Consider the following 24,757-nt stretch of genomic DNA (forward strand, 5'->3'; position numbering starts at 1 on the left):
TACCTGTAGGATAGGTTTTACCAGAACACGAACGATAAATGTCTGAATACATTTTTACGTTCGTGTTTTTTGTTGTTTTGGATTGACTTCGACCTGTTCGGTTGATACAATGAGACTTGTTTGATTCAGGACGCGTGAAAGCGTCTGACGGAGGTGCTGACCATGACATCAGTAGTAGTAGTTGGAACACAATGGGGAGACGAAGGAAAAGGTAAAATTACCGACTTTCTTTCAGAGCATTCAGAAGTAATTGCTCGCTACCAAGGTGGAAATAATGCAGGACATACCATTATTTTTGGTGGAGAAACATATAAACTTCATTTAATTCCATCAGGGATTTTTTATAAAGATAAAATTTCTGTTATCGGGAACGGAATGGTTGTCGATCCAAAAGCATTAGTAAAAGAATTAAAAGGACTTCATGAACGCGGTGTAACGACAGAAAATTTACGAATTTCTAATCGTGCACATGTCATTTTACCTTATCACTTAAAACAAGATGAAGTAGAAGAAGCACGACGTGGGGCTAATAAAATCGGAACAACTGGTAAAGGGATTGGTCCAGCTTACATGGACAAGGCTGCGCGAGTTGGGATCCGTATGGCAGATTTGTTAGATCACGTTGTATTCGAAGAAAAACTTCGCCATAACTTAAACGAGAAAAACCGTATGTTCGAGAAGTTCTACGAAACTGAAGGCTTTACAGTGGAAGAGATTATGGAAGAATACTACGGTTACGGGCAAGAAATTGCTAAATATGTAACAGATACATCTAAAGTGTTAAACGATGCTTTAGACGAAGGACGCCGCGTATTGTTTGAAGGCGCACAAGGCGTTATGTTAGACATCGACCAAGGAACATATCCATTTGTGACGTCATCTAACCCAGTAGCTGGTGGGGTTACAATAGGAGCGGGTGTTGGACCAACGAAAATTAGTCATGTTGTAGGGGTTTGTAAAGCTTATACATCACGTGTTGGTGATGGTCCGTTCCCAACTGAACTATTTGACGAAGTTGGCAATCAGATTCGTGAAGTTGGGAAAGAGTACGGAACGACAACTGGTCGTCCACGTCGAATCGGTTGGTTCGATAGTGTTGTTGTACGTCATGCTCGTCGTGTTAGTGGTTTAACGGATTTAACAGTTAATTCAATTGACGTATTGTCTGGACTGGATACGGTAAAAATCTGTACAGCTTACAAGTACAAAGGTGAATTAATTACAGAATATCCTGCAAATCTTAGAATGCTTGCTGACTGCGAACCTGTTTACGAAGAGCTTCCAGGCTGGCATGAAGATGTTACGTCATGTAAATCATTAGATGAACTACCTGATAATGCACGTCATTACTTAGAACGCGTGTCACAGTTAACAGGCGTACCAATCTCTATTTTCTCAGTAGGACCTGATCGAAACCAAACGAATATTGTAGCGAGCGTGTGGCGCTAAAATTTTTTAAGCGGAGAAAGGAAACTTTCTTCGCTTTTTTTCGTATGTAAAAGATAGAAGGTTTTTCCAGGTGGGGGGAGATTGAAATGATGTACGTTAAAAAGTACTGGTTTTGGTTCGCTATAATGGCAGTTTTGATCAGTTGGACAGCAAATACATGGTATTTTAAGTCAAAACAGATTGATGCACCCATATTTTTAACTCATTATATTGAGGAAAGCATCGGTAACCCAACTTTTCTAACGCTTTATTACATTACAAACAAGTCCGATCATAAAGATTTACAAGTGGTTAAGTTGGATGATTTACTATTATATCCGCAGCAGCACGATGGGTTCATTTTTATGGACAGTGATCAATTACATCGACAAAATGTTCACCAAGAATTTACCCATCATTACATTAGAAAAACGACCTTTGAGATTAATAAAGATCTTCTAAGTCCTCACCACTTAAAAGATGGGATAGATGTAAAAAATATCGAAGCGATATTTTCAGAAAGAGCACCAATGACTGTTCCAATTGGACACATTCGGTTGTTACCTCCCGTTGCAGTTAGTAATGTACTCCAATCTGTGACCAGTTCCAGTAGTAGCGCCGGAGATAATCGAATAGTATATTCAGCAAATGAGCCTTTATCTATTGAAAAAGTTGATCTCCCATTTGACCAAAAAGTAAAAGGATTATACGAAATCGAATTAATGAAAAATCAAATATTCACTAATGGTGACCAAAACAAAACAGCAAATCAAGAACTAGCAACAGAATGGCCAATAGAACTCGAAACAAGAGATCGATTTATTTCAACGATTCAAATCAATATGGAGTCAAAAAGTATGGTAAGCCTGCAATTTATGATAAAAGGTGAGACAAGAAATGAAAAATCTTTTCAAATCCCTTTTCATGTTGCCGAAGAACCCTTTTTAACTCAATCAGAGGTTTATTCTTTTATCAATAACGCTACGGAGGTAAGGTGACATGCGAAATGGCTTTAAGTATATCCTGACAGGTTATCTTCTCATCTTTCTCGATATCCACTTGATCATAGACATACTTCCAGACCCCATTGGCTATTTCATGATTTTACTGGGTACACGAAAAATCGAATTGAATGAATCTGGAATGCATCCAACTAGGATCGTAGCAACTTTATTGTTATTTCTCTCAATACCAACCGTCCTGATCAATCCTCAACTGTATCAAAATCAAGCTCCGGAATGGTGGGGAATGTACACTACAGCTACGGGTGTATTAGACCTCATATTGGTTTATTTTTTATTCCAATTAATAAAGAGAGTGGTAGAGCTTCTTCATTCACCAGAGCTTACATTAAGAACGGAGAACACGTATAAAGGGTACATGGTTGTGATGTTGATTATCCTATTTATCCAACCGTTTTTAACAAATTTAAGTGAACATACAGCTAATGGTTTCGCCATTTTCTTAGTATTAGCCGGTTTCATTACTCAAATTATATTTTTGGTTTTCTTACGTACTCTTCAAAAGCAATTTCCATACAACTCTTCTGATACAGGAGAAATCTTGAATTTAAAAGTATAAGAAAAGGCTCTCCCCACACGTTGTGGAGAGAACCTTTAGTTTGAAGACTTAGTATTAATAAAAAAGTTTAAAACTTGAAATCTTTTGCAAGGGATTGAGAAAAAAGTGTTGAGCTATTTCTTTTGCTTTCCGTGAACGAAATACTAGCATCGGGAGCCTGGCTTGTTTCTTCTTTGGGTAGGAGTTTTCGGAAATGGCAAACCACTTTCCTATCAAAAATAGTTTACAGAAACACTCATAAGGTAACGATTACTGTTGCTTGGAATGGAGGCGGCGACTCGGGCGGAATCAGCAAGAACTGAAGACCCTGGACTGAGCTTCGCGAGGGAAGCGGCTGAAGTCTTGCCCGCCGAAAGCGTCCGCCGCAATGGAAACCAACAGTATTAATTTATAGTAAAAAGGTTCTCCCCACTAATTGTGAAGAGAACCTTTTAGCATTTAATGAATATTTCGTTTCTTAAAGCGTCCGCCACGTACTTCTGCAATATTACCAATAGCAAGGAAGGCGTGAGTGTCAATATCTTCAACGATTGTCTTTAATTTGGCTTCTTCTAATCTTGTAATGACAGTAAAAATGATTTTCTTTTCGTCACCAGTATATGCGCCTTCCCCATGTAAATAAGTAACACCACGACCAAGGCGGTCCATGATCGCTTGACCAACATCATCCACGTAATCACTGATAATATAAACAGATTTAGATTCATCAAAACCTTGAATCACAATATCTATTGTTTTAAATGCGATAAAATAGGCAAGTACTGAATACATAGCTTGTTCCCATGTAAAAACGAAACCAGCAATAGTAAAAATCATTAAGTTAAAAAACATAATAATTTCGCCTACAGAAAGAGGGGTTGTTTTATTAAAAAGAATAGCAAGAATTTCAGTTCCGTCTAATGAGCCACCATAACGGATAACTAAACCAACACCAACGCCTAAAGCAATACCGCCAAATACAGTAGCTAATAGTAAATCGTCTGTGAAACGTGGAACTGGGTGTAACAAATATGTACTAATCGAAAGAACAGTAATTCCTAAAACGGTTGAAAGTGCAAAGGTTTTACCTATTTGTTTATAACCCAGGAAGAAAAATGGAATGTTTAATAAGAAAATAAATAGTCCAAGCTCAAATCCAGTTAAGTGAGCAAGAATAATGGAAATCCCGACGATCCCGCCATCTAACAAATGGTTTGGAACTAAAAAGAGTTCAAGACCCATTGCCATAAAAATAGCACCAGCAATGATCATAATAATCCTTTTAACCACTACTTTTTTGGGAGTTTTACGATGAGCCACATGAAGTTTCTGCTTGGATGGATTCAAAACAGTGTTTTCGACCAATTTTAGACCTCTTTTCATACGTGTGTATATCTAATTTTACCTTAAAAACGGTCAATCTCCTACGTTGTGGTCTTGAAATATGACAATTATGACAAAAAAATTGTAGAAAGAGTGAAAAAGAGGAAGAAAGATAGAAGAAAAATATCGAATTTTCAAATAAATTAGGTTTTAAGACACGATTTAATGACAAAATAAACCAATTAATACTAATTGATGGAATGAATGAGTCATTTTCTTTACATTATGGTCTATGATTACCAATTGAGAAAAAGAGTGTGGTAAATTAGAGGAGCGTGAAAATTCACGTCAATGCTACATTCGAATCAATCGGATGGAATTTTGGAAGGGGCTTTATCATGAATTTGAAATGGAACACTGGCGATAGTAAGAGGATTTCATCCGATCACAAGCCGTACCGCACATCAAATGTGATGAAAAAAGCAGCCGTTACAGCTTTGCTTATTTCTAGTTTTACATTCAACATAGGTTTTGCAAAAGATAACGAATCGGAATCATTGCAAAAAATCTATCATATATACGCTAGCGGTCAATATGTAGGGGCAGTATCTGATGAAAAAGCAGTAGATACATTGGTTGATAATAAGATTGAACAAGCAAGAACCCAATACGATGGACTTACCTTAAAAGATGGATCAGATATAACTGTCATCCCCGAGCAAGTTTTTGCATCAAATACAGATGATCAAGAAACATTGGATAAGCTAGACGACTTGGTAACAGTCGCTGCTAATGCATTTGCATTATCCGTCAATGACGAGATTGCCGTCTACGTCAAAGACTTAGAATCATATCATGAAGTAATTAAACAACTAAAACTTCAATCTGTAACTGAAGCAGAGCTCATCGAATTGGAAGCTCGCAAGGATTCTACTGACTCTTTACCACAATTAAAAGAAAACGAAACACGTATTTTAGATGTTTTGTTAAAAGAAAGTGTCTCTGGTGTTTCGAAATTAGCGAAACCAGAAACGGTACTGACTGTTGAAGAAGCTGTTAAATTTCTTCAAAAAGGTTCTTTAGAAGAAAAAGTATATGCGGTGCAAGCTGGAGATGTCTTTAGTGAAATTGCTCAAAAGCATGACTTATCTGCTTCAGAATTAACAAAACTTAATCCTGGTTTTACGCAAGAAAGCGTTCTGCAAATTGGACAAGAATTAAAAGTTACAGCCTTAAAACCTCTTATTAATGTAGAAGTATTAAAAGAGAAGAAAGTTTCTGAAACTGTGAAATTCCAGAACGAAGTAGAAGAAACCGACACTATGTATAAAGGCGACACGAAAGTGAAGCAAGAAGGCAGTGACGGGAAAAAAGAAATGACTTACTTAATTCGAGAACAGAATGGTGTTCAAACTGGAAAGTCTGTTAAAGAAGAAACTGTGACAGTTGAAGTGAAAAATCATATTGTGTTAAAAGGAACAAAAGTTATTCCATCAAGAGGTTCAGGATCATTTATGTGGCCAGCTGAAGGTGGATACATTTCCAGTCAGATGGGCCATCGATGGGGCAGAATCCATAAAGGAATTGACATCGCGCGTCCAAGTGGTTTCACGATTAAAGCGACTGACAATGGAATCGTAACATTTGCAGGCAGAGATGGATCTTTCGGAAATAAAGTCGTTGTAGACCATCAAAACGGTTATCAAACAGTATATGCTCATCTTGCATCAATCGATGTTAATGTGGGACAAACCGTTCCTCAAGGTTCTAAACTAGGAATAATGGGTTCAACAGGTAGATCAACTGGAACTCACTTACATTTTGAAGTAATTAAAAATGGTAAACAAGTGAATCCAATTAGTTATTTAAGAAAATAAGAAGTAGGGACGGTCAATTTTGTATAAGTTGGCCGTCTTTTTATATAGAAATTTGTCGAATTATTGCCCGGGAAATACTTCATTCCCATATGGATATCCGAGATAGATGCGTATTGATGAAAACCGTGATAGAGTAGGAATATAGAAGTTAATAAAATTTCCTGCCTATATAGATTGTATGAGAGAGGATGAAATATATGAGTAAAACAATTTTAGTAGTAGATGACGAGAAGCCGATTGCTGATATTTTACAATTTAACTTAAAAAAAGAAGGCTATAACGTAGTCTGTGCTTACGATGGAGATGAAGCGCTTGCGAAGGCTGAAGAGATCAAACCAGACTTAATGTTACTAGATATTATGTTACCGAACCGAGATGGAATGGAAGTATGTCGTGAAATACGTAAAAAATATGATTTTCCGATTATTATGCTGACAGCTAAAGATTCTGAAATTGATAAAGTTTTAGGATTAGAGCTTGGTGCAGATGACTATGTGACGAAACCATTCAGCACACGTGAATTAATTGCGCGTGTAAAAGCAAATATGCGTAGACATCAAACGGTACAGTCTGAAGATGAAGAAGCTGCATCAAATGATATTGTAGTAGGCTCACTGATTATTCAGCCGGATGCTTATATGGTATTAAAACGAGATGGATCGATTGAGTTAACGCATCGTGAATTTGAATTGCTTCATTATTTAGGGAAACATATCGGACAAGTTATGACACGTGAACATTTACTTCAAACGGTATGGGGCTATGATTATTTTGGTGATGTGCGAACAGTTGATGTAACGATTCGTCGTCTTCGTGAAAAAATTGAGGATAACCCAAGCCATCCAGCATGGATTGTAACACGACGCGGCGTTGGGTACTATTTGCGTAATCCTGAACAGGAGTAATAACAATGCAAAAGGTTGGTTTTTTGAAATCCATACACGTTAAAATTGTTCTTATTTATATTTTACTCATATTACTCGCTATGCAAATTATCGGATTATACTTTGCACAGGAGTTAGAACAAAAACTTAAAACTAATTTCACCGATTCGATTAAAGAACGGGTGAATTTGGTTGAGTTTAGCGTGCGTGAAGAAATGACTCGAAAACGGGGAGAAGAAGATCCAACCCCGGAACAAAGTTTAAGAATGGCATTATCTAGTTTGAATTCGGATGACATAATTGAGCTTCGAGTAGTTGATAATCGGTACCGCATTTTAGCAACTTCGGATACAGAAAATCAATTGATTGTTGGTCAAAAATCAACGGAAAGTTTAGTTAGAAAGTCAATTACAGCCGCAAATCCTTATGACGAGGTTAAACTCGATCGTGGAACAGGTGACCGTGTATGGGTACTATCTTCACCAATCGTATCCAAGGGTGAAGTTATTGGTACCTTGTATCTTGAATCTAATATTGAATCTGTTTATAAGCAAATGACCGAAATCAACCAAATTTTAGCGGGTGGTACCGCTATGTCTCTAGCTATCACCGTTATACTCGGTATCTTTATTGCGCAAACCATCACACGTCCAATTGCTGATATGAGAAGACAAGCTCAAGCCATGGCAAAAGGAAACTTTTCCAGAAAAGTGCGTGTATATGGGAACGACGAAATTGGTCAACTGGCCATTTCATTTAATCACTTAACCAATCGATTGCAAGAAGCACAGTCAACGACAGAAGGTGAACGAAGAAAGCTAGCCTCCGTTCTATCGAATATGACCGATGGAGTTATAGCGACAGACCGAAAAGGACGTATTATTTTAATCAATGATCCTGCGCTACGACTATTGAGAGTGCCAAGGGATCTAGTTCTTCAACGGCCTATTTCCTCCGTTCTAGGGATTGACACGCAATACGCATTTGAAGATTTAATTCATATGAAGGAATCCATTAATTTAGATTTTAGTACTCCAGAACGTCCCTATATTTTGCGGGCTAACTTCTCGGTTATTCAAAAAGAAACAGGGTTTGTAAATGGACTGATCACGGTCGTTCATGATAATACAGAACAAGAAAAAATTGATATGGAACGTCGAGAGTTTGTTGCGAACGTTTCGCACGAACTGCGTACCCCTTTAACAACGATGCGAAGTTATTTAGAAGCACTTGCAGATGGCGCTTGGCAAGATACGGAATTAGCACCAACATTCTTAAAAACGACTCAAACTGAAACCGAGCGTATGATTCGTCTTGTAAATGATTTATTACAATTATCGAAAATGGACAGTCGCGATTACGATTTGAATAAGGAAATGGTCGAATTTAATAAATTCTTTAATCGGATTATCGATCGTTTTGAAATGTCCAAATCAAATAATGTGAATTTACAACGATTATTGCCGGATGCTCAGTACTTTGTGGAAATTGATACAGATAAATTAACTCAAGTAATCGATAATATCATTTCGAATGCATTAAAATATTCACCAGACGGTGGGAACGTTCGATTTGGTGTCATCGTACAAGAAGGTTTTTTGAAAGTCATGATTTCTGATGATGGGATGGGCATACCGAAAGAGAACGTTGAACGAATTTTTGATCGTTTCTATCGAGTTGATCGTGCACGTGCAAGGTCGATGGGTGGAACAGGATTAGGTTTGGCTATTGCCCGGGAAATGATTGAGGCTCATGGTGGATTGATTTGGGCTGAGAGTGAAGAAGGGCATGGTACGACAATTTTCTTCACCTTACCATTTGAGTTAGATGAGGCAGGTGAATGGGATTGAAATATGTTGAACATGTGAAGACAGCTATTTTATGGTTACTCGTTGTCCTAAGTATTTTCCTAACATTCTCGATTTGGACTTATACACCATCATATCCCACAATTCAAAAAGCCCCAGTTGTCGACATTTCGATTGCTGATCGGAAAAGAATTAATGAGGTAGTAAAACCATATAAAATGGTTTTTAGTTTAAAAGATGGACTTTCAGGCACTACTTCTTTTCCTCAAGTAGAGAGAGTATTAGGCGTAATGAAGGATTGGGAGATAAGAAATCTATCGTTAGTTAGCAATAATTTATCACCAGCAGAATTAAATGAATATAGTCTAACAACAAATCGCTTTACAATGATATATCCAACGGAAATTCCATTCGCTGTGTACGATAACATCATCCCATTTACCTCAACCAATATTCCAGGAGATGGTTTTGATCGTATGATTGTTGACTGGAATCGACCTGAAGATGATGAATTAACGGTTTATTTCGCTAGCTCAATATCAAAACAACTCTATTCAGCTAAAGTGACGAAAGTAGATCCACAGCAGTTTCAAGAAAAAGTATTAACGCCTGCAGCAGATTTCACTAAATACACGCATGTTGATCGAAACGGCCAATTAACAATGTTTGTACCAACTGAAGAAATTGCTTCGATCCGTTATACGTATATTTTGAGAGATGTTCCACCAGCTCGATTTAAAGATGCCTTATTTGATAATCCAAATAAAGTTCGTCGAAGTTTTGTTGGGACTTATAATGAAGAGTACTCAGACGATACGGCACTATTGACTGTCGATTCTCTCGATCGAACATTAAGTTACGTATATCCTGCTGCAGAAAGTGATGTGCCAGGTATAGCTCACGAACTTGTATTTGATAGTATGGATTTTGTGAATGAACACGAGGGTTGGACGGACGATTACCGTTTAGTAGGAATTAATCCAGCTACTCAAAAAGTGGATTATCAACTTTTCTTATTAGGATATCCAGTTTTTAGTGATATGACGTCCACAACGATTTCGACTTATTGGGGAACAAACCGGATTTTCCGATATATTAGACCTTACTTCACTTTAGACTTATCTTTACCATCCGAAACGGACGCAGCCATATTACCTTCAGGTGTGGAAGCTGCACAATTACTCGAACAAGTGGAAAGTGTTGAAGAAGTAAAAGCTTCTGGATTAACAGTCGGATATTATCTGACACGTGACGATGAAAGAGGTCTGTTGAATTTAGAGCCTTCTTGGTTCTATTTAGCAAATGGGATATGGTCGAGACTTACTCCAGAAACAATAGGAGGTGGAGCATTTGGATTGGAATAAAACCAAAACCATCTTTATTATTGTATTTTCGATTCTAAATGTCTTTTTGTATACCCTCTATTTAAATAGACATACCGAGTCAAAAGAAATAGAACCACTTTCTGAAGCTTCGGTGTCTGACAGACTTCAAGCGGATAATATTCAATACGAAAGTTTAGATTCTACAGTTGAACCAGAATCATATGTAGCTGGAAACGTTCGAATATTTAAGAGTGAAACGATGGAACCGAGAGAGAACCAAACATTTGAGATTATTGAAGAAGGTTCTAAATTACTTGCTACTTTTAAAACGCCAGTTGCTATTCCAAACGTAAAAGATGTAGCAAGTTTTGAGGATTTTGCAGTCAAAAATATCGATAACGGATCTGTTTATAAACTATGGAAAATCGATAAAGAAGCACGGAAAGCGGTTTTATTCCAAACGGTTAAAAATCGTTTTATCTACTACAATTCTGGTGGAACTTTAACAATGTATTGGAATGAGGAAAGTGAAATCATTCGATACGAACAAACTCAATTCGCCGAATTGGAAGATTTCCCAGAGACGGTTGATTTATTACCTGAAGAGGACGCAGTTAGTGCTTTATATGGTCAAAGAATTCTTCAGCCAAATTCAACGATTCTTGATCTTACTTTAGGATTCTCAACGCTCGTACAATTTACAGAGTCTCAAGTTTTTGCTCCTACTTGGCGAGTGAGAGTAGAGTTAGAAGATGGGTCCGAAGAAGATTACTTTGTGAATGCGGTTGAAGGAAAAATAATTGAATTTGAAAACGAACCAAAGGAATTAGAAGAAGAGTAAGGAGTTTTTGTCATGCGTTTTAGTGTTCTAGCAAGCGGCAGTAGCGGAAATGCCATATACGTCGAAAATGATGAGCATGCTTTTTTAGTAGATGCCGGATTGAGCGGACGAAAAATGGAAGAATTATTTGCTTCTGTTGACCGCAACATGAAAAAATTAAGCGGAATTTTAGTAACGCATGAACATAGTGATCATATTAAAGGTCTTGGAATATTAGCACGTAAATACAATGTTCCGATCTATGCGAATGAAAAAACGTGGATGGCAATGGATCCCCTAGTGGGCAAAATTCCACTAGAGCAACGCTTCCATTTTGATATGGAAACGGTGAAAACATTTGGATCCATCGATATCCAATCCTTCGCAGTATCACATGATGCAGCTGACCCGATGTTTTATGTCTTTCACGAAAATGGACGCAAATTAGTCCTAATTACAGACACCGGTTATGTAAGTGATCGCATGAAAGGTCATATTCAAGGTGCTGACTCATTTGTTTTCGAAAGCAATCATGATGTTGGCATGCTTCAAATGGGCAGATACCCTTGGTCAGTCAAACGACGTATCTTGAGTGATGTAGGCCATGTCTCCAATGAAGATGCTGCCGTTGCGATGAGTGAAGTGGTGGAACAAAAACCAACTCGCATGTATCTCTCGCATTTAAGCAAAGATAACAATATGAAAGATTTAGCCAGAATGAGTGTTTCCCAAACGCTTCAATCGTGTGGCATCGTACCAGGTGAATTTCTTCAGTTATATGATACCGATGCGAATAAACCAACTGAACTCGTCACCGTTTAAACCTCACATTTTGTGGGGTTTTTATTTTGCGCAAAAATGTGAGCGTTAAAGAATGTGTGTATGGAGTGGCAGATGGGTATTCTAGATTTCGTGGGGGTTATTCGAGGATCGGATTGTGGGATTCAAGGATTCATCTAGGACATTCAAGAATTCGTAAGACGCATTCTCGATTTCACCGCCTTCATTCAAAAATTCATTTTTTTAAAACAATTTTAAATACATTTTCATCTAATTTTAATGTTCGGTTGGTAAAGTAAGGATAACGAATAGAGAGAAAGGACGATGAACATGGGATATTACGATAGCCATACGCAAGAACCTCAAACAAGGGTTGTGAAAAAAGGAAGCAAAGGAGGTTATTTCTTTAGCGGTTTAGTCGGAGTCATGATTGGGGCACTAATCGTTTGGCTGATGATGCCTTCGTTAGTGGGAATGATGCCCGGAGGAGTAAACGGAACATCATCCGATACGGAATCATCTTCTTTACCATCGGACACGACACAAGTGTCAACTGACATTACGACAGATGTCACGTCGGCTGTTGAAAAAGTTGTAGGTGCAGTGGTTGGCGTGACGAATATACAATCATCTTCAGATTTCTTGAACCCATCCGGTGCATCGCAAGAAGCGGGAACAGGATCAGGCGTTATATACAAAAAGTCTGGTGACAAAGCTTATGTTGTTACGAATAACCACGTGATTGAAGGTGCCAATCAAATTGAGGTGACTCTCGCTGATGGTGCAAAAGTAGAAGCGAAATTATTAGGAACTGATATTTGGACTGATTTAGCAGTGCTTGAAATGGATGCTTCCAAAGTGACGGCTGTTGCTCAATTTGGTAACTCCGATAAATTAAAACAAGGTGAAACAGTTATCGCAATCGGAAATCCGCTCGGGCTTGATTTCTCAGGATCTGTTACTACTGGTGTCGTATCTGGTAAAGACCGGACCATACCAGTGGACTTAAACGGGGATGGACAACAAGATTGGCAAGCTGAAGTTCTACAAACGGATGCTGCGATTAATCCCGGAAATAGTGGAGGCGCATTAGTAAATTTAGCAGGAGATTTAATTGGTATTAACTCCATGAAAATTGCACAATCATCAGTTGAAGGAATCGGTCTTGCGATTCCAATAAACTCAGCCATTCCAGTGATTGAGGATTTAGAACAATTTGGTGAAATGAAACGACCATCAATGGGTGTCACGTTAGTTGATGTAACAGATGTATCTGCCTTCCATCAACGAGACACACTTCGATTGCCTGAAGAAGTTACAACAGGAGTGGTAGTGGATGAAGTTGTAGGAGAATCTCCAGCGGATGTGGCAGGATTACAACGATATGATGTCATTGTTGAAATGGATGGAGAAAAAATCGAAAACATCATTGAACTACGAAAACATTTGTACAATGAAAAAGAAGTCGGCGATTCTTTAACAATTAAAGTGTATCGTGCAGGACAACTGATGGAAATGAACTTAGAACTTACGGATAATTCGGCTCTATAAATTGCTCGAAAATTACATGTGGATGAAGGAAAAGCATTGTGGATAAGATCGTGAGCTTAACAATTGATTTACACAGCGAGTAGGAGGTGCAAACCCGCACCTTTCCTACTCGCTTTAACTTTGTTAAAATAGATTGTGGATAAAGTTGTGTGAATTGTGTATAACTTAGTGAATACTTCGAAAATCGAAAGGAGAGGAAATAATGAAAATTACTTGCTGTCAAACCCATATAGATCATGCACTCGACATGTTTGTAGCGAAGCAAAATACCTTTCCGATTTTAACCGAATTAACAGATGAAGAAAAGTTATCCACAAAATGCGATTATTGTGAAGACGCAGCAATATATTTAGTAGCGAACGAATGATTGCATACTATATATAGAATTGACCTGTGGATATGTGCATAAGTCCTGTGGATAGCGTGTTTGTAAATTATATGTAAAGGTGGATAACCTGTGAATATCGCAATTGTCTCCGTAGGAAAATTAAAAGAAAAGTATTTAAAAATGGGCATTGAAGAATATTCAAAAAGACTTGGAAGTTATGCCAAAATCGATTTAATCGAAGTCCCAGACGAAAAAGCACCAGAAAATCTAAGTGATGCCGATATGGAAATCGTTAAGAAAAAAGAGGGAGAACGCATTTTAGCTAAAATTGGACCGGACACCTATGTCATCGCCTTAGCAATTGAAGGAAAAATGAAATCTTCCGAACAGTTAGCCGATGATTTACAATCCCTCATGACATACGGTCGCAGCAAAATTGCCTTTGTCATCGGTGGTTCACTTGGACTACATGAAGACGTCATGAAGAGATCCGACGAAAAGTTATCATTCTCGAAAATGACCTTGCCACATCAATTGATGAAATTAGTATTGGTGGAGCAGATCTATCGAGCTTTTCGGATTATTAAAAATGAACCTTATCATAAGTGATAGGAAAGTAATCTAGCATAAGTGAGAGATTCAGATATTTTATTCTAATGGTAAGTGAAATGTTCAATGGGAAGTTGTTTTATAAATGAGTAATAGAAGCGGAAACTGTCTGGATGACGCAAAAGGCAATTGCCAAATTGTTTCAAACAACTTAAGCAGTATATAAGCCTCCATATAAAAAACATCTCTCCAGAGCAGGATTAATCATCAAGCTTTACTTGACAATAAGCAGAGTAGTTTGCTGCACAGGTATATCAGAGGCACCTCACAGAGGAATTCTGGCAAAAACCCTGTTTATAATGAATTCGTCGTAAATAGAAGTATCACTTCCCAATACTAACCTATTCCTAAGACTTCCCTAAGAAACCTTAAGAATTGCCATACGTGTTTCTTCAGATTTCAGTGAAATAATAAGTGTATCACTTAAGTGCAGATACGAGATTAATCTGAAGAAGAGGAGTGGAATGGCATGACAACAGAAGAATCGTGGTCGTTTATTAGGACGATAAATGCGGGGTATATTTTATGGCCACTATTTATTGTGTATTTGGTAATAGTGATACTGAAGTTGAAAAGACAGGATAAGAACTATAGTACTTTTCAATACATTACGTTAATTTCCCTGGGAATATATATGCTTTCGGTGGTGGCGTTGACGACGTTTCCGATTGAAGTGAATTTGGGGATATATAAGAATCAGAGTCCGTGGTACAGCCGAATCAATCCGATTCCGATTCTGACGATTGATATGGCGACATTTATTTTGAACATCGTTATGTTGGTTCCGTTTGGGGTCTACCAGTGGCTATTAGTGAAGCAGGACAAGATTTCGTGGGAGCTCGTGGCAGTGAGGAGTTTGCTGTTCAGTCTAGCGATAGAAGTGCTGCAGTTGTTGCTTTACATCACTGCGAATAGTGCCAGAAGCGTGGATGTGAATGACTTGATTGCGAATACGCTCGGAGGGGTTCTGGGGTATTATGCGATGAAGTTTGTATCGAAGAATACGTATTTCAAAGAATGGATTGATCAATTTAAAGTGTCTATGAAAAGCCTGATCACTACAAATTAATTGTAGTTTATATGAATCAATTTTATGGGATAGCCAGGCGGATGTGATGAAATCATGGTCATTTCCCCAGTTTTTAACCACAACTCTCGCATGCGTTCTTATGAAATTCTGACAGAAATTATATAGCTATAGATTGTAAAAAAAATGCCCTAGAATCGTTTGATTCTAGGGCTTATTCGATAGGGAAAATTAAAAGTCTTGCTTTTTTGAATTTGCATCCGTCAAAGGCTCGATATTAATATTGTATTTTATCTTAATGTCCATCTTCTCAAACATTTCAATCCATTTTTTTTCTCCCATTGGTTTTGAGAATGGTCTTTTAGTTTGTATGCCAAGCTGTAATGGATCCACTTTCAATTCTTGTATCTTTTTAACTAGTTCATGTGTTTGTTTTTCAAGATGGGTTTCGATATCTATTTTTATTTTTTTTAGCTGCTTTGGGTCAAATAATTGCATATCTCCCTGATATTCCTCAATTCTTGTGTCTAAATTCACGGTATAGGTCATTGTAGAATAGCTGCTATCGATATCTACTATTGTTTTAGATTTAACATGACCCAGTACAACTTCAAATTCTGGAATTGGTAAAACTTCTACGTAGTGATCATTGTTTATCAGCTGGAAGATACGATCATCTAAAGATGAAATAATTTCAACTAACTTGTCATCTTGAAATAAGGCTGTACCTTCATAGCTGACCTCATTCTCTTGTACTCTGAATACAGGCAAGAAAGGATCTGAATAAGGAGTATAGAGCAAATTTTTAAATTCATGAAGATTAACGACAGTTATTTCTCCTTGGTTTTTTTCCTCATAATGCTTCAGCATTCGGTAAAACGAGTAATCCAAGTTTTCATCTTTATCCAATTTACTTCCCAAGTACTCTTCAAAATTTCCTTTTACGATAACTAAATAGATTCTCAAAGGGACATCCGGATCAGTCAATAATACATTTATAATGGACATAATCCCTTCTTTTCCAAGTTCCTCACTAATTACCAGCATCCGCATTTGTCCGAATTTAATTTCCTGGTAGAAGTTTAAGTTGTACTTCTGTACTCCTTCCTTTAATAAGCTGACTTCTTGTGACATTACACTCTTATTTTCTTTACTTAGAGGAGGCAAAATTGTACTGACATTTACTTTCCCTTCATCTCCCTTACTAATAGACAAAAAGGTAATGGGAGAAATTTCTTCAATAAGGTTATTTTCGGTAAAAGGGGTACAACCAGATAAACATAAAGTCATAAAAAGGAGTATCAATCTTTTAAATATCTTTTTATGTAGACGCATGTTTATTAACCCCCTTTTTTTTCATTACTAAAACAATAACAAGTGGGACAAGAAAATAGCTTATGATTCCAGCTATAATTTGAAGATTGAGTAAAAATTGTTGCTTCTCCCAAGACTTCCAAAATAATTGATTCAAAAAAACCATTCCAATAAAAATAAGGAATACACTGAATAAAAAACCTTTTCCACTGGACGGCTTGCTCATTTTACCAAAAGCTATTTTAGATGCCCCATAAAACAATAGAAGAAGTAGAGAAACTGCAAAAACTAGGTTAAATAATTCAAAGGAAAGCAGGACCATATCAATTCGTTCAAACACTGGGTTTTGAAAACAACGGGCCATATTAATAATTGGATATTGACTTTTACTTAAATAATTGGAACCGAAATAAAATAGGGATGCTATAAATAGGAGTACATACTCTACAACGGTGAGTGCGTTGCCGTAAGACAAATAGCGGAAGGTTTTATTGTTTGATTTAAGCCATGGTCCCAAAAATACCAAAAATTCCGGACCAGAATAGGAAGACAAAATTAAAAAAAAGGCTTTCCAATTTTCTACTTTCCACTCCATTGGAATAAGTGGATACAAATCACTGAGTTGAGCTATTGGGGGAAAGAAGAAAAAAACGAAAAATGTGATCATCCAAAACGTTAAGAAAAAAGAAATCAACACTAAACGAATGGTATGTACAACGCCCTTACCTGCGACATAACAACAAAACATCAAGATAAAAAACACAAGCCAATTTGTATCAGTTGATGGAAACATAAATGTTTGAACAATTTCGCTGAATCCTAACGTTATGACGGAAAGTTTAAGTAGAATAAAGAACAACCCGATAAAAGAGAGAAATCGTACCAATTTTTTTCCAAACAATTCGACAAATCCGTTATATCCATTACCAGATAGAGGGGTTAAAAGCCACTTCGATAAAAGAAAAAGGTTTAGTTGGGATAATATCCCGACAGCTATAAGCACCCAAATCATATATGGATTAATCAAGATATTTGGCATAATCAGAAAAAAGTATAGCATTTGGAGGCGATTTACTAACAACATGACATAGAGCCCATTATAGGTTTCATTCTTACTAAATAATTGGTGGGTTTCCATCAAGTCATCTCCTATTTTGATATCTCTTCAGTTTTAGAGGTTTAAGATGCTCTGGACGCTCCTTCATTTTGACTAATGGGCCTCTAATGAAGAGATCATTCCAATCCTTTCTAAAGAAAGGAGAAACTGGTGAAAAATAGGGTTGCTTGATTGAAGACAAGCTATTAAGATGGGCTAATATAGCAATGATTCCTAGTGCAATCCCGATTAATCCAAGTAATGAAGAAAAAACAAGAAGCATCAATTGAATTAATGAATTTGCTTTTGTCATTAGATAGTTGGGAATAAGAAAGGAAGCTATTGTCGAGATTCCAACCATGACAATTAAAACCTTGCTAGCGAATCCAGCATCAACAGCCGCTTGACCAATCACAATACCTCCAATAACCCCAAGTGTTTGACCCGTTTTTGTAGGCATCCTCAAACTTGCTTCTTTTATAATTTCAATAAAAATTAACATGATTAATGCTTCCCAAAAAGGAGTGAAAGGAAGTTTGCTTCTTGAGTCGACCAAGACCAGAAGTGTTTGTATAGGAATCATTTGATAGTGATGAGTTGTCAATGCCACATAGAATGGGATCAATGTGACTGACAGAATAAAGCTGACATATCGGATGATGCGCAAAAAACTGGCAACTACCCATCGATTAATATAGTCCTCGGGTGATTGGAACAAATGGAAAAAAGTAATGGGGGCAACTAGAGCAAATGGTGTATTGTCTACCAAAATGGTGACTTTTCCTAATCCCAAAGAATAAGCAACTACATCAGGCCGGTCAGTTTGCTGAAACTGAGGAAAAATACTGTTTGGATGTTCCTCCAAGAATGCCGCAACTTGAGAGGAGTCAAAGAAGAGATCAAAATTAATTTCAGAAATCTTCTCTTTGACTGTTGAAACAAAATCTGGATTAGTCAGCCCCTCCATGTACATTAAAACAACACTTGTCTCACTTGAAAAACCGACAGTAAACTTCTCTGCTTTAAGTTCATGTGTGGGGAGTCGTCTTCGAATAAGCGTAATATTTTGTTCTATTTGTTCACTAAAACTGTCTTTTGCTCCGAACAGAATGGTTTCTGTTTCGGAAGTTTCAATGGCACGTCCAATCGGATTTTTTAAGGGTACAGCTAAACAAAGGTTTTGCGAAGAATCAAAAAACAAAATAGACCCTGTAAACAACTGTTTTTTTGCCTCTATAAAAGTAGGAATGGGAATAATTGAGGAATTCACAATGCAATCTTGAATAGACGGTTCGGAACAATTATTTAATGGTTTGATTATGCTTTCATTTAATTTTTCTTGGTCAATGAGAGTTCGTATGTATACAAGATGAATTTTTCGAATATCGGACATGTCAATTTCCACAAATTCTGCATCATCCATTTGAACAAGGCTTTTTTTCAGAGCTTCTATCGATAATTCTGATTCTGCTATTGTTTGAGCAACAAGCTTACTTTCACTTTGTTTTTTTTTCCAAAACATGTTTATCCCACCCTCTGATTGAGAAAAAACAATTCTAGTCGTACAAAAACATTCTAAATTCATACACATTGTTAACAAGTTATTTTTAAAATATACAAAACACATGGAGGTGCATAACGACCCAAGAGGAACAAAGGCAATCCATTAAGATAGTTATTATAAAGAAGTGTAAAAATCTAAACTGTGGCTTTGGATGCTCTTTTTTTTGAAAAACACGAATCTCACTAGTCAGGGAGTTAAAATTAGAGACTCCTTTTCTTAGCTAGACCGGGAGCAGCAAGAGCTATTCCGTGCCAACTTGAAAAAAGTTGTGAAAAACTGGATGTGATTGCTGTTCGAGGTAAAGTTTTAGCGCGTCTAGAAGAGGGGCTGACTGACCATACGCAACAACTTTTATGAGGGACTTCATAAAGATGATGTAGGAGGCAAACGCTGTCAATTGATCGAGGTGGAAGAAGACACAATGATTGAAGGATTTAAGCTGCTTGCGGAAGAGCAGTTGGAGTAGGAGAACTTCATCCAGCTATCTAAAATGGAAAAGAGAATAAACCTCATTAGGTCATGCTATGGGGAAACTTAACATAAGAAAATGAGGTTTTTTCATTTTTTTATTCTTTTTCTCAGAATAATTATTATTATAGTGTTTGACGTTATAGTATCATTCCGAAAGAAGCAGTTAGAGTAAAAACTTTAGCTGCTTCTTTCTATTCCTATTGGAAGAATGACGAACGCGTTCAGCTCATGTAAATACTGTATTTTATTATACAATTGCATTAATATTGGCTGTTTTTCATACAATATTATTGGGGTGAATAAATGCCAAGAGTAAAATACAAAAGCTCAGACATTGATTTAATGGCAAGGATGATGAGAGCAGAAGCCGAAGGTGAAGGAAAGCAAGGAATGTTATATGTGGGAAATGTAATTGTTAATCGTGTTAAAGCAGATTGTTTAGACTTTAAGGATGTAAGAACGGTTAATGATGTGATTTTTCAGGTACAAGGAAATAATTATTCGTTTGAAGCTGTTCAAAAAGGTAATATGTTTTATCAGAGAGCAAGAGAAGTAGAAAAAAGATTAGCAAAACAGAATTTGGATTTTTGGAGACAACATCCAGGGAAATATGCACTTTGGTACTTTAATCCATATGGTCCTTGTCCTCCAACTTGGTATAATCAACCTTTCGCAGGTCAATATAAAAATCATTGTTATTATGAACCAATAGCTGGAACGTGTGACAGTGTTTATATGGGGTAGTTTATCTTTTAAAATGTGTCGCATGTTGAAAAGTAAACAACATTTGTTGTAAACCACTTTGTACGGAGTCAAACAACCATTTGTGAGGAGTTCAAGTCCCGCAATACTGCTGCATGTGGCTATTTTATAAGTTAGAAGAAATGACTTTTTTCGAGTAAGTCTTTTTGGATCTTAAATATTGTTATAATGAACGAGTGTCAAAAGCTAACGATAGCTTTGGATGCTCTTTTTTTTTTGTGCCTAACACGTATTTTATTAACCAGGGAGTTGAAATTATAGATGAATAAGAAGGATATAGCAGATATTCGCAAACGATTTAAGATGGATTCTGATTTACTAAAAATCGCTGACATTTATAATGTGTACATCAAGCAGGAAAGCAATGAAATCTATCATGAGGCGAGCAGCTCATTTTCTTTGTTGGACCGCGAACAGCAAGAGATGTTTCTTGATAACTTTAAAAAGATTTTAGGCGGGAAGCTGGATGTGAAGCTATTTGAGGTAAAGTTTCAACGTCAAGAAGAAGGGCAGACGGACCATACACAACAGCTATTATATGAGGGACTTCGCAGGGATGATGTAAATGCATGGAAAGCAGATATGCAACAGATCACATTGAAGATGATTCAGGACACCCAATATGAAAAGGACATGGTAGTCACTTTCATTCGTGGAAATTATAATAAAACGACGAAACGCCAGTCAGATGAAACGGAAATTGACATGCGGGATGAAGTGTTTACCACTCCTTTTATCCTCTGTAGTATGAATCAAACCGAACTGCCAAAACGTTCACTGGTGTTTGACTTTATCGAGAAAGAGTTTAAGTCGAGTTTGCTGGTTGATCCAGTTATTAAACTTGCCACTCCAATTGGTGGATTTTTATTCCCTAGCTTCACGGATAACGCCGCAGACATTCATCACATCATGTATGCCGCAAGCAAAGCTAATAAACCGGATTTCCAATTTATCGAGAAGGTTTTGAACGGCGATGAAATTATGACTGCTGAGGAAGACAAAGCGGTATTTGAAGAAATCGTTAAAGTCGTGATTGGTGATGAAGTGAATTCGAGAACTCTCGCAGGTTTATATGATGAAATCAATCATATGCTCAAGGTGGAAGAAGATGAAAAGGACGAAGATAGCAGTGTTCCTACTTTGGATACTGTAGAGGTTGCACGTGTGCTGAAGGCGAGCGGCGTAAAAGATGTCAGTATAGAAAAAGTGGAAAGAGCCTTTCAGCAAGTGGTTGAAGATAAAAACTACGAAATGAAAGCAAGCCATATCGTTCCAAGCTACGCTTCCAAGTCAATCAAAATTAGCACAAAAGTTGCCAATATTGCGATCAGCCCCCAAGACTTGCGATATGTTAAACAGGTCAATTACAATGGCAAACGCTGTATATTGATTGAGGTAGAAGAAGACACGATGATTGAAGGATTCAAGCTACTTTCGGAAGATTTGTTAGAGTAGGAGTTGGGTTATCCATCAATTAAATCCACTTCACAACCAGAGATAACTGCTAGTTGGCCAGAAAGTATAAACCGTTCATATGATGATAACTGCTTTAGATCGATATCGCTATCTTCTCGTTCAGTCCCTTTTGCAAATGAACCAAAAAGGATGATGAAATCAGTGTCTAGTTGTTGATTGATTATCTGAATCAATTGCTGTTGAGTTTTCTCAGAAAGCACGTTATCACCACCTTATTTTAATTATAGCCGTTATTAAGAAAATCACACTTTCCCTTGTTACGGTTAATTTTTTCGCAGTTTAACTAGTAAGTTTTACTTAAAATTCAGTTTGGTGTGAACTGATTTCATTTTAGAGTGCATTTGAGGTAATCTAGTAAGAAATAGATATTTCCAAAAGGTGATTACCATGCATTCACTACTATCCAAAATCAGCTATGATCAAGTGCAAACACATGAAAAAATGAAGTTGCTTCCATATTCTCTAGAGTCATGTGATTGCGCCTATTGTCAAAACTACATTGCAAATTTACCTGCGTTTCCTATTGAGTTGATTACATTATTAGCAACGTTAGGAATCGATTCAAAAAAGCCGAGTGAGATTATGCAAGTGGATGAGGTAGGAGCAGGGCATCTTTACATAGCCACTTATCACTTTATTGGAAGTTGTCCAGGACTTGGAGCAGAACCGCTCATTCACAAAACGGAAAACTATACGCTGTATTTTACAACGGAGGAAATGGATTTTGTACCTGAGACGTTTCCGCAAGAGGTAGTACAAATAATGGTAGAGATTATATTGCCATGGAAGATTGAAGAGAAGGAGTGAGATGATGAAAAAGAAATCCCTTACTGATGATCAAAAGCAAGAACTTTTCGAGACATTGAAGCAACGATTCGAAAAACATATGGATCGCCATACTGGCCACTTATGGGACCAGGTAGAGAAGAAACTACAACAGAATCCAAATGCCGTCTGGTCGCTATCGGAAATGGATCGCACGGGCGGGGAGCCCGACGTGGTCGCGTATGATGAGAGCACTGATATGTTTCACTTCTACGACTGCGCAAAAGAAAGTCCGAAAGAGCGCAGAAGTGTCTGCTACGATCGTGAAGCGCGAGAAGGACGTAAGAAATTTCCGCCAGAAAACTCAGCGCTGGAAATGGCTGCTGAAATGGGAATAGATGTATTGGATGAAGAGCAGTACCGCTACTTGCAGACACTGGGAGAGTTTGATCTTAAGACATCAAGCTGGATCATTACCCCTGCCGATATCCGTAAACTCGGAGGTTCCTTATTTGGAGATCGCAGATACAATACCGTATTCGTTTATCACAATGGAGCCGATTCGTATTATGCGGCGAGAGGGTTCAGAGGAGTTTTAAAAGTTTAGTTTTCTTGGAAAAGAACAGTGAATACTTGATTCATTATAAATACAAACAGCACCGCCGAATGCATCATCGGGCAGTGCTGTTTTTTAGTATGGGCAAAACGCCAATTAACATGTTGCATCATCATTTAATCCAAGCTTCATAGAAAGCTCCGCGAGCATCTGCTGATAGCGAACATATTCACCTTCAGTCAGACCGAGAATCTCAACTAGTTTTTCAGGTATCTGTTGTGCTTCATTTTCTAAAGAAAGTCCTTTAGCAGTTAACTGAATCACAAGATGACGTTCATCATCAGGATTACGCGTTTTTTCAATGTACCCAATGGCAATTAGTTTATTGATAAGTGGAGTAAGCGTACCAGAATCTAATTTTAAGCGAGCTCCAATTTCTTTCATCGCAATTCGATCTTGTTCCCACAAAACAAGCATCACCAAATACTGTGGATAGGTTAAGTGAAGTGGTTCAAGAAGCGGTCGATAGCGTTTTGTAATCTCTTTTGAAATTGAATAAAACGGGAAGCATAGCTGATTGGTTAAGTGTAATGCATTCAACGTGAGTACCTCCTAAAAGCATATGAATTGCTATTTCAATTGAATTGCCTATAATTAAATTGTACACAACTTAATTATAACATAGTAATGAGGAGGAAATAGGATGCAAAAATTATTTACATCATCTGCAACAGCTGTAGGAGGTCGTCAAGGGAGTGTGGCTTCTGAAAGTGGAACGTATGATTTAGAACTTGGAATGCCAATGCCTGGCGTGGATATGACAGGTAAGACAACGCCTGAAGAATTATTCGCAGGAGCTTATGCAGCCTGTTTTGATTCTGCAATGACTATTGCGGCAATGCAAAAACGTATTCAATTAGCAGGTTCAGAAATTACTTCTCATGTATCTTTAAACAAAGGTGCAGAAGGTTATGCTATTTCAGTTGAAATGAATATTACGATTAAAGGCGTAGATCAGTCTACGGCAGAGATGATTGTTGAAGAAGGTCACAAAGTCTGCCCATTCTCAAATGCGATTCGTAATAATGTAGAAGTATCATTCAACGTTAAGGCAGAATAAGCAAATACAAATTTATATATATGAATAAACCTACTCATTTCAATCTAAAATGAGTAGGTTTATTTTATAGTGAACATATTTATTAAGGCATCCAAATCCATTTAATCTACTTGTTAAGCTTTAAAATGATGATGTTCAAACTCTACGGTTATGGGCGTTATCATTTCCTCTCTATTTAATTTACCGAAAATTCATAAAATTAAATACTTATCGATGTCTTTCTAAGAGATTCGAAGTTAAACTAGAAGTAGTTGCTTCTTACAATCTTAAAAAATATGTATTCGATGCTCAAATTGGGATGCTTAATACTTTT

At 37.2% G+C, this 24,757-nt stretch carries 24 protein-coding genes; 18 read left to right on the forward strand and 6 right to left on the reverse strand.

The window, feature by feature from the left end:
• The first annotated feature begins 162 nt into the window (after positions 1–162).
• The 3 genes from ACHUE4_RS10830 to ACHUE4_RS10840 all read left to right on the forward strand — a co-directional run bounded on the left by ACHUE4_RS10830 (position 163) and on the right by ACHUE4_RS10840 (position 3,009).
• A complete protein-coding gene (locus ACHUE4_RS10830; protein WP_394189874.1) occupies positions 163–1,449 on the forward strand; it encodes an adenylosuccinate synthase in 1,287 nt (428 codons plus the stop codon).
• An 86-nt stretch (positions 1,450–1,535) separates the two neighbouring features.
• Complete coding sequence (locus ACHUE4_RS10835; protein WP_394189876.1) at positions 1,536–2,426, forward strand: hypothetical protein; 891 nt, start codon at positions 1,536–1,538, stop codon at positions 2,424–2,426.
• A 1-nt stretch (position 2,427) separates the two neighbouring features.
• A complete protein-coding gene (locus ACHUE4_RS10840; protein ID WP_394189878.1) occupies positions 2,428–3,009 on the forward strand; it encodes a hypothetical protein in 582 nt (193 codons plus the stop codon).
• A gap of 438 nt (positions 3,010–3,447) precedes the next feature.
• On the opposite strand, the gene ACHUE4_RS10845 is transcribed toward ACHUE4_RS10840, so the two are convergent.
• Complete coding sequence (locus tag ACHUE4_RS10845; protein WP_463510139.1) at positions 3,448–4,260, reverse strand: YitT family protein; 813 nt, start codon at positions 4,258–4,260, stop codon at positions 3,448–3,450.
• Positions 4,261–4,709: 449 nt separating this feature from the next.
• On the opposite strand from ACHUE4_RS10845, the gene ACHUE4_RS10850 reads away from it, so the two are divergent.
• The 10 genes from ACHUE4_RS10850 to ACHUE4_RS10895 all read left to right on the forward strand — a co-directional run bounded on the left by ACHUE4_RS10850 (position 4,710) and on the right by ACHUE4_RS10895 (position 15,362).
• Entirely contained in the window at positions 4,710–6,188 is a 1,479-nt protein-coding gene (locus ACHUE4_RS10850) for a peptidoglycan DD-metalloendopeptidase family protein (RefSeq protein ID WP_394189880.1), read from the forward strand.
• Positions 6,189–6,385: 197 nt separating this feature from the next.
• The gene (yycF, locus tag ACHUE4_RS10855; RefSeq protein ID WP_394189882.1) at positions 6,386–7,093 is read left to right on the forward strand and encodes a response regulator YycF; all 708 of its coding nucleotides are present in this window, start codon (positions 6,386–6,388) and stop codon (positions 7,091–7,093) included.
• 5 nt (positions 7,094–7,098) lie between these two features.
• Entirely contained in the window at positions 7,099–8,922 is a 1,824-nt protein-coding gene (walK, locus tag ACHUE4_RS10860; protein WP_394189884.1) for a cell wall metabolism sensor histidine kinase WalK, read from the forward strand.
• The gene (locus tag ACHUE4_RS10865; protein WP_394189886.1) at positions 8,913–10,244 is read left to right on the forward strand and encodes a YycH family regulatory protein; all 1,332 of its coding nucleotides are present in this window, start codon (positions 8,913–8,915) and stop codon (positions 10,242–10,244) included. Before walK ends, ACHUE4_RS10865 begins: the two co-directional genes overlap by 10 nt.
• Positions 10,222–11,046: a two-component system regulatory protein YycI gene (locus tag ACHUE4_RS10870; protein WP_394189888.1), complete on the forward strand. Its 825-nt coding sequence runs from the start codon at positions 10,222–10,224 to the stop codon at positions 11,044–11,046. The genes ACHUE4_RS10865 and ACHUE4_RS10870 overlap by 23 nt, the downstream gene beginning before the upstream one ends.
• A gap of 12 nt (positions 11,047–11,058) precedes the next feature.
• On the forward strand, positions 11,059–11,847 hold the full coding sequence (locus ACHUE4_RS10875; protein WP_394189890.1) for an MBL fold metallo-hydrolase: 789 nt from the start codon (positions 11,059–11,061) through the stop codon (positions 11,845–11,847).
• Between the two features lie 288 nt (positions 11,848–12,135).
• On the forward strand, positions 12,136–13,356 hold the full coding sequence (locus tag ACHUE4_RS10880) for a S1C family serine protease (protein WP_394189983.1): 1,221 nt from the start codon (positions 12,136–12,138) through the stop codon (positions 13,354–13,356).
• A 202-nt stretch (positions 13,357–13,558) separates the two neighbouring features.
• Positions 13,559–13,723 (forward strand): CxxH/CxxC protein, encoded by a 165-nt coding sequence (locus ACHUE4_RS10885; RefSeq protein WP_394189892.1) that lies wholly within the window; start codon positions 13,559–13,561, stop codon positions 13,721–13,723.
• Between the two features lie 90 nt (positions 13,724–13,813).
• Positions 13,814–14,293, forward strand: coding sequence for a 23S rRNA (pseudouridine(1915)-N(3))-methyltransferase RlmH (gene rlmH, locus ACHUE4_RS10890; protein WP_394189894.1), 480 nt, complete (start codon positions 13,814–13,816; stop codon positions 14,291–14,293).
• Between the two features lie 469 nt (positions 14,294–14,762).
• Entirely contained in the window at positions 14,763–15,362 is a 600-nt protein-coding gene (locus tag ACHUE4_RS10895; protein ID WP_394189896.1) for a VanZ family protein, read from the forward strand.
• Positions 15,363–15,551: 189 nt separating this feature from the next.
• Here the strand turns inward: ACHUE4_RS10895 and ACHUE4_RS10900 are convergent, their stop codons facing one another.
• The 3 genes from ACHUE4_RS10900 to ACHUE4_RS10910 are packed head-to-tail and all read right to left on the reverse strand — an operon-like array spanning position 15,552 to position 19,252.
• Positions 15,552–16,655, reverse strand: coding sequence for a Ger(x)C family spore germination protein (locus tag ACHUE4_RS10900; protein ID WP_394189898.1), 1,104 nt, complete (start codon positions 16,653–16,655; stop codon positions 15,552–15,554).
• Positions 16,642–17,772 (reverse strand): GerAB/ArcD/ProY family transporter, encoded by a 1,131-nt coding sequence (locus ACHUE4_RS10905; protein WP_394189900.1) that lies wholly within the window; start codon positions 17,770–17,772, stop codon positions 16,642–16,644. Before ACHUE4_RS10905 ends, ACHUE4_RS10900 begins: the two co-directional genes overlap by 14 nt.
• 4 nt (positions 17,773–17,776) lie before the next feature.
• The gene (locus ACHUE4_RS10910; protein ID WP_394189902.1) at positions 17,777–19,252 is read right to left on the reverse strand and encodes a spore germination protein; all 1,476 of its coding nucleotides are present in this window, start codon (positions 19,250–19,252) and stop codon (positions 17,777–17,779) included.
• Between the two features lie 816 nt (positions 19,253–20,068).
• Between ACHUE4_RS10910 and ACHUE4_RS10915 the strand changes: the two genes are divergently transcribed.
• A complete protein-coding gene (locus ACHUE4_RS10915; RefSeq protein ID WP_394189904.1) occupies positions 20,069–20,509 on the forward strand; it encodes a cell wall hydrolase in 441 nt (146 codons plus the stop codon).
• 279 nt (positions 20,510–20,788) lie between these two features.
• On the forward strand, positions 20,789–21,982 hold the full coding sequence (locus tag ACHUE4_RS10920; RefSeq protein WP_394189906.1) for a DUF4317 domain-containing protein: 1,194 nt from the start codon (positions 20,789–20,791) through the stop codon (positions 21,980–21,982).
• Between the two features lie 8 nt (positions 21,983–21,990).
• On the opposite strand, the gene ACHUE4_RS10925 is transcribed toward ACHUE4_RS10920, so the two are convergent.
• Positions 21,991–22,203, reverse strand: coding sequence for a nucleotidyltransferase domain-containing protein (locus ACHUE4_RS10925; RefSeq protein ID WP_394189908.1), 213 nt, complete (start codon positions 22,201–22,203; stop codon positions 21,991–21,993).
• A gap of 187 nt (positions 22,204–22,390) precedes the next feature.
• Between ACHUE4_RS10925 and ACHUE4_RS10930 the strand changes: the two genes are divergently transcribed.
• The gene (locus ACHUE4_RS10930; RefSeq protein ID WP_394189910.1) at positions 22,391–22,810 is read left to right on the forward strand and encodes a hypothetical protein; all 420 of its coding nucleotides are present in this window, start codon (positions 22,391–22,393) and stop codon (positions 22,808–22,810) included.
• A gap of 4 nt (positions 22,811–22,814) precedes the next feature.
• Positions 22,815–23,375 carry a DUF4256 domain-containing protein gene (locus tag ACHUE4_RS10935; protein ID WP_394189985.1) on the forward strand — a complete coding sequence of 187 codons (561 nt, stop codon included), beginning with the start codon at positions 22,815–22,817 and terminating at the stop codon, positions 23,373–23,375.
• 105 nt (positions 23,376–23,480) lie between these two features.
• On the opposite strand, the gene ACHUE4_RS10940 is transcribed toward ACHUE4_RS10935, so the two are convergent.
• The gene (locus ACHUE4_RS10940) at positions 23,481–23,924 is read right to left on the reverse strand and encodes a MarR family winged helix-turn-helix transcriptional regulator (RefSeq protein ID WP_394189912.1); all 444 of its coding nucleotides are present in this window, start codon (positions 23,922–23,924) and stop codon (positions 23,481–23,483) included.
• Positions 23,925–24,027: 103 nt separating this feature from the next.
• On the opposite strand from ACHUE4_RS10940, the gene ACHUE4_RS10945 reads away from it, so the two are divergent.
• Entirely contained in the window at positions 24,028–24,444 is a 417-nt protein-coding gene (locus ACHUE4_RS10945; protein WP_394189914.1) for an Ohr family peroxiredoxin, read from the forward strand.
• Positions 24,445–24,757: the final 313 nt, after the last annotated feature.

This window comes from Paenisporosarcina quisquiliarum (genome assembly GCF_043641925.1).
GTDB lineage: Bacteria > Bacillota > Bacilli > Bacillales_A > Planococcaceae > Paenisporosarcina > Paenisporosarcina quisquiliarum_A.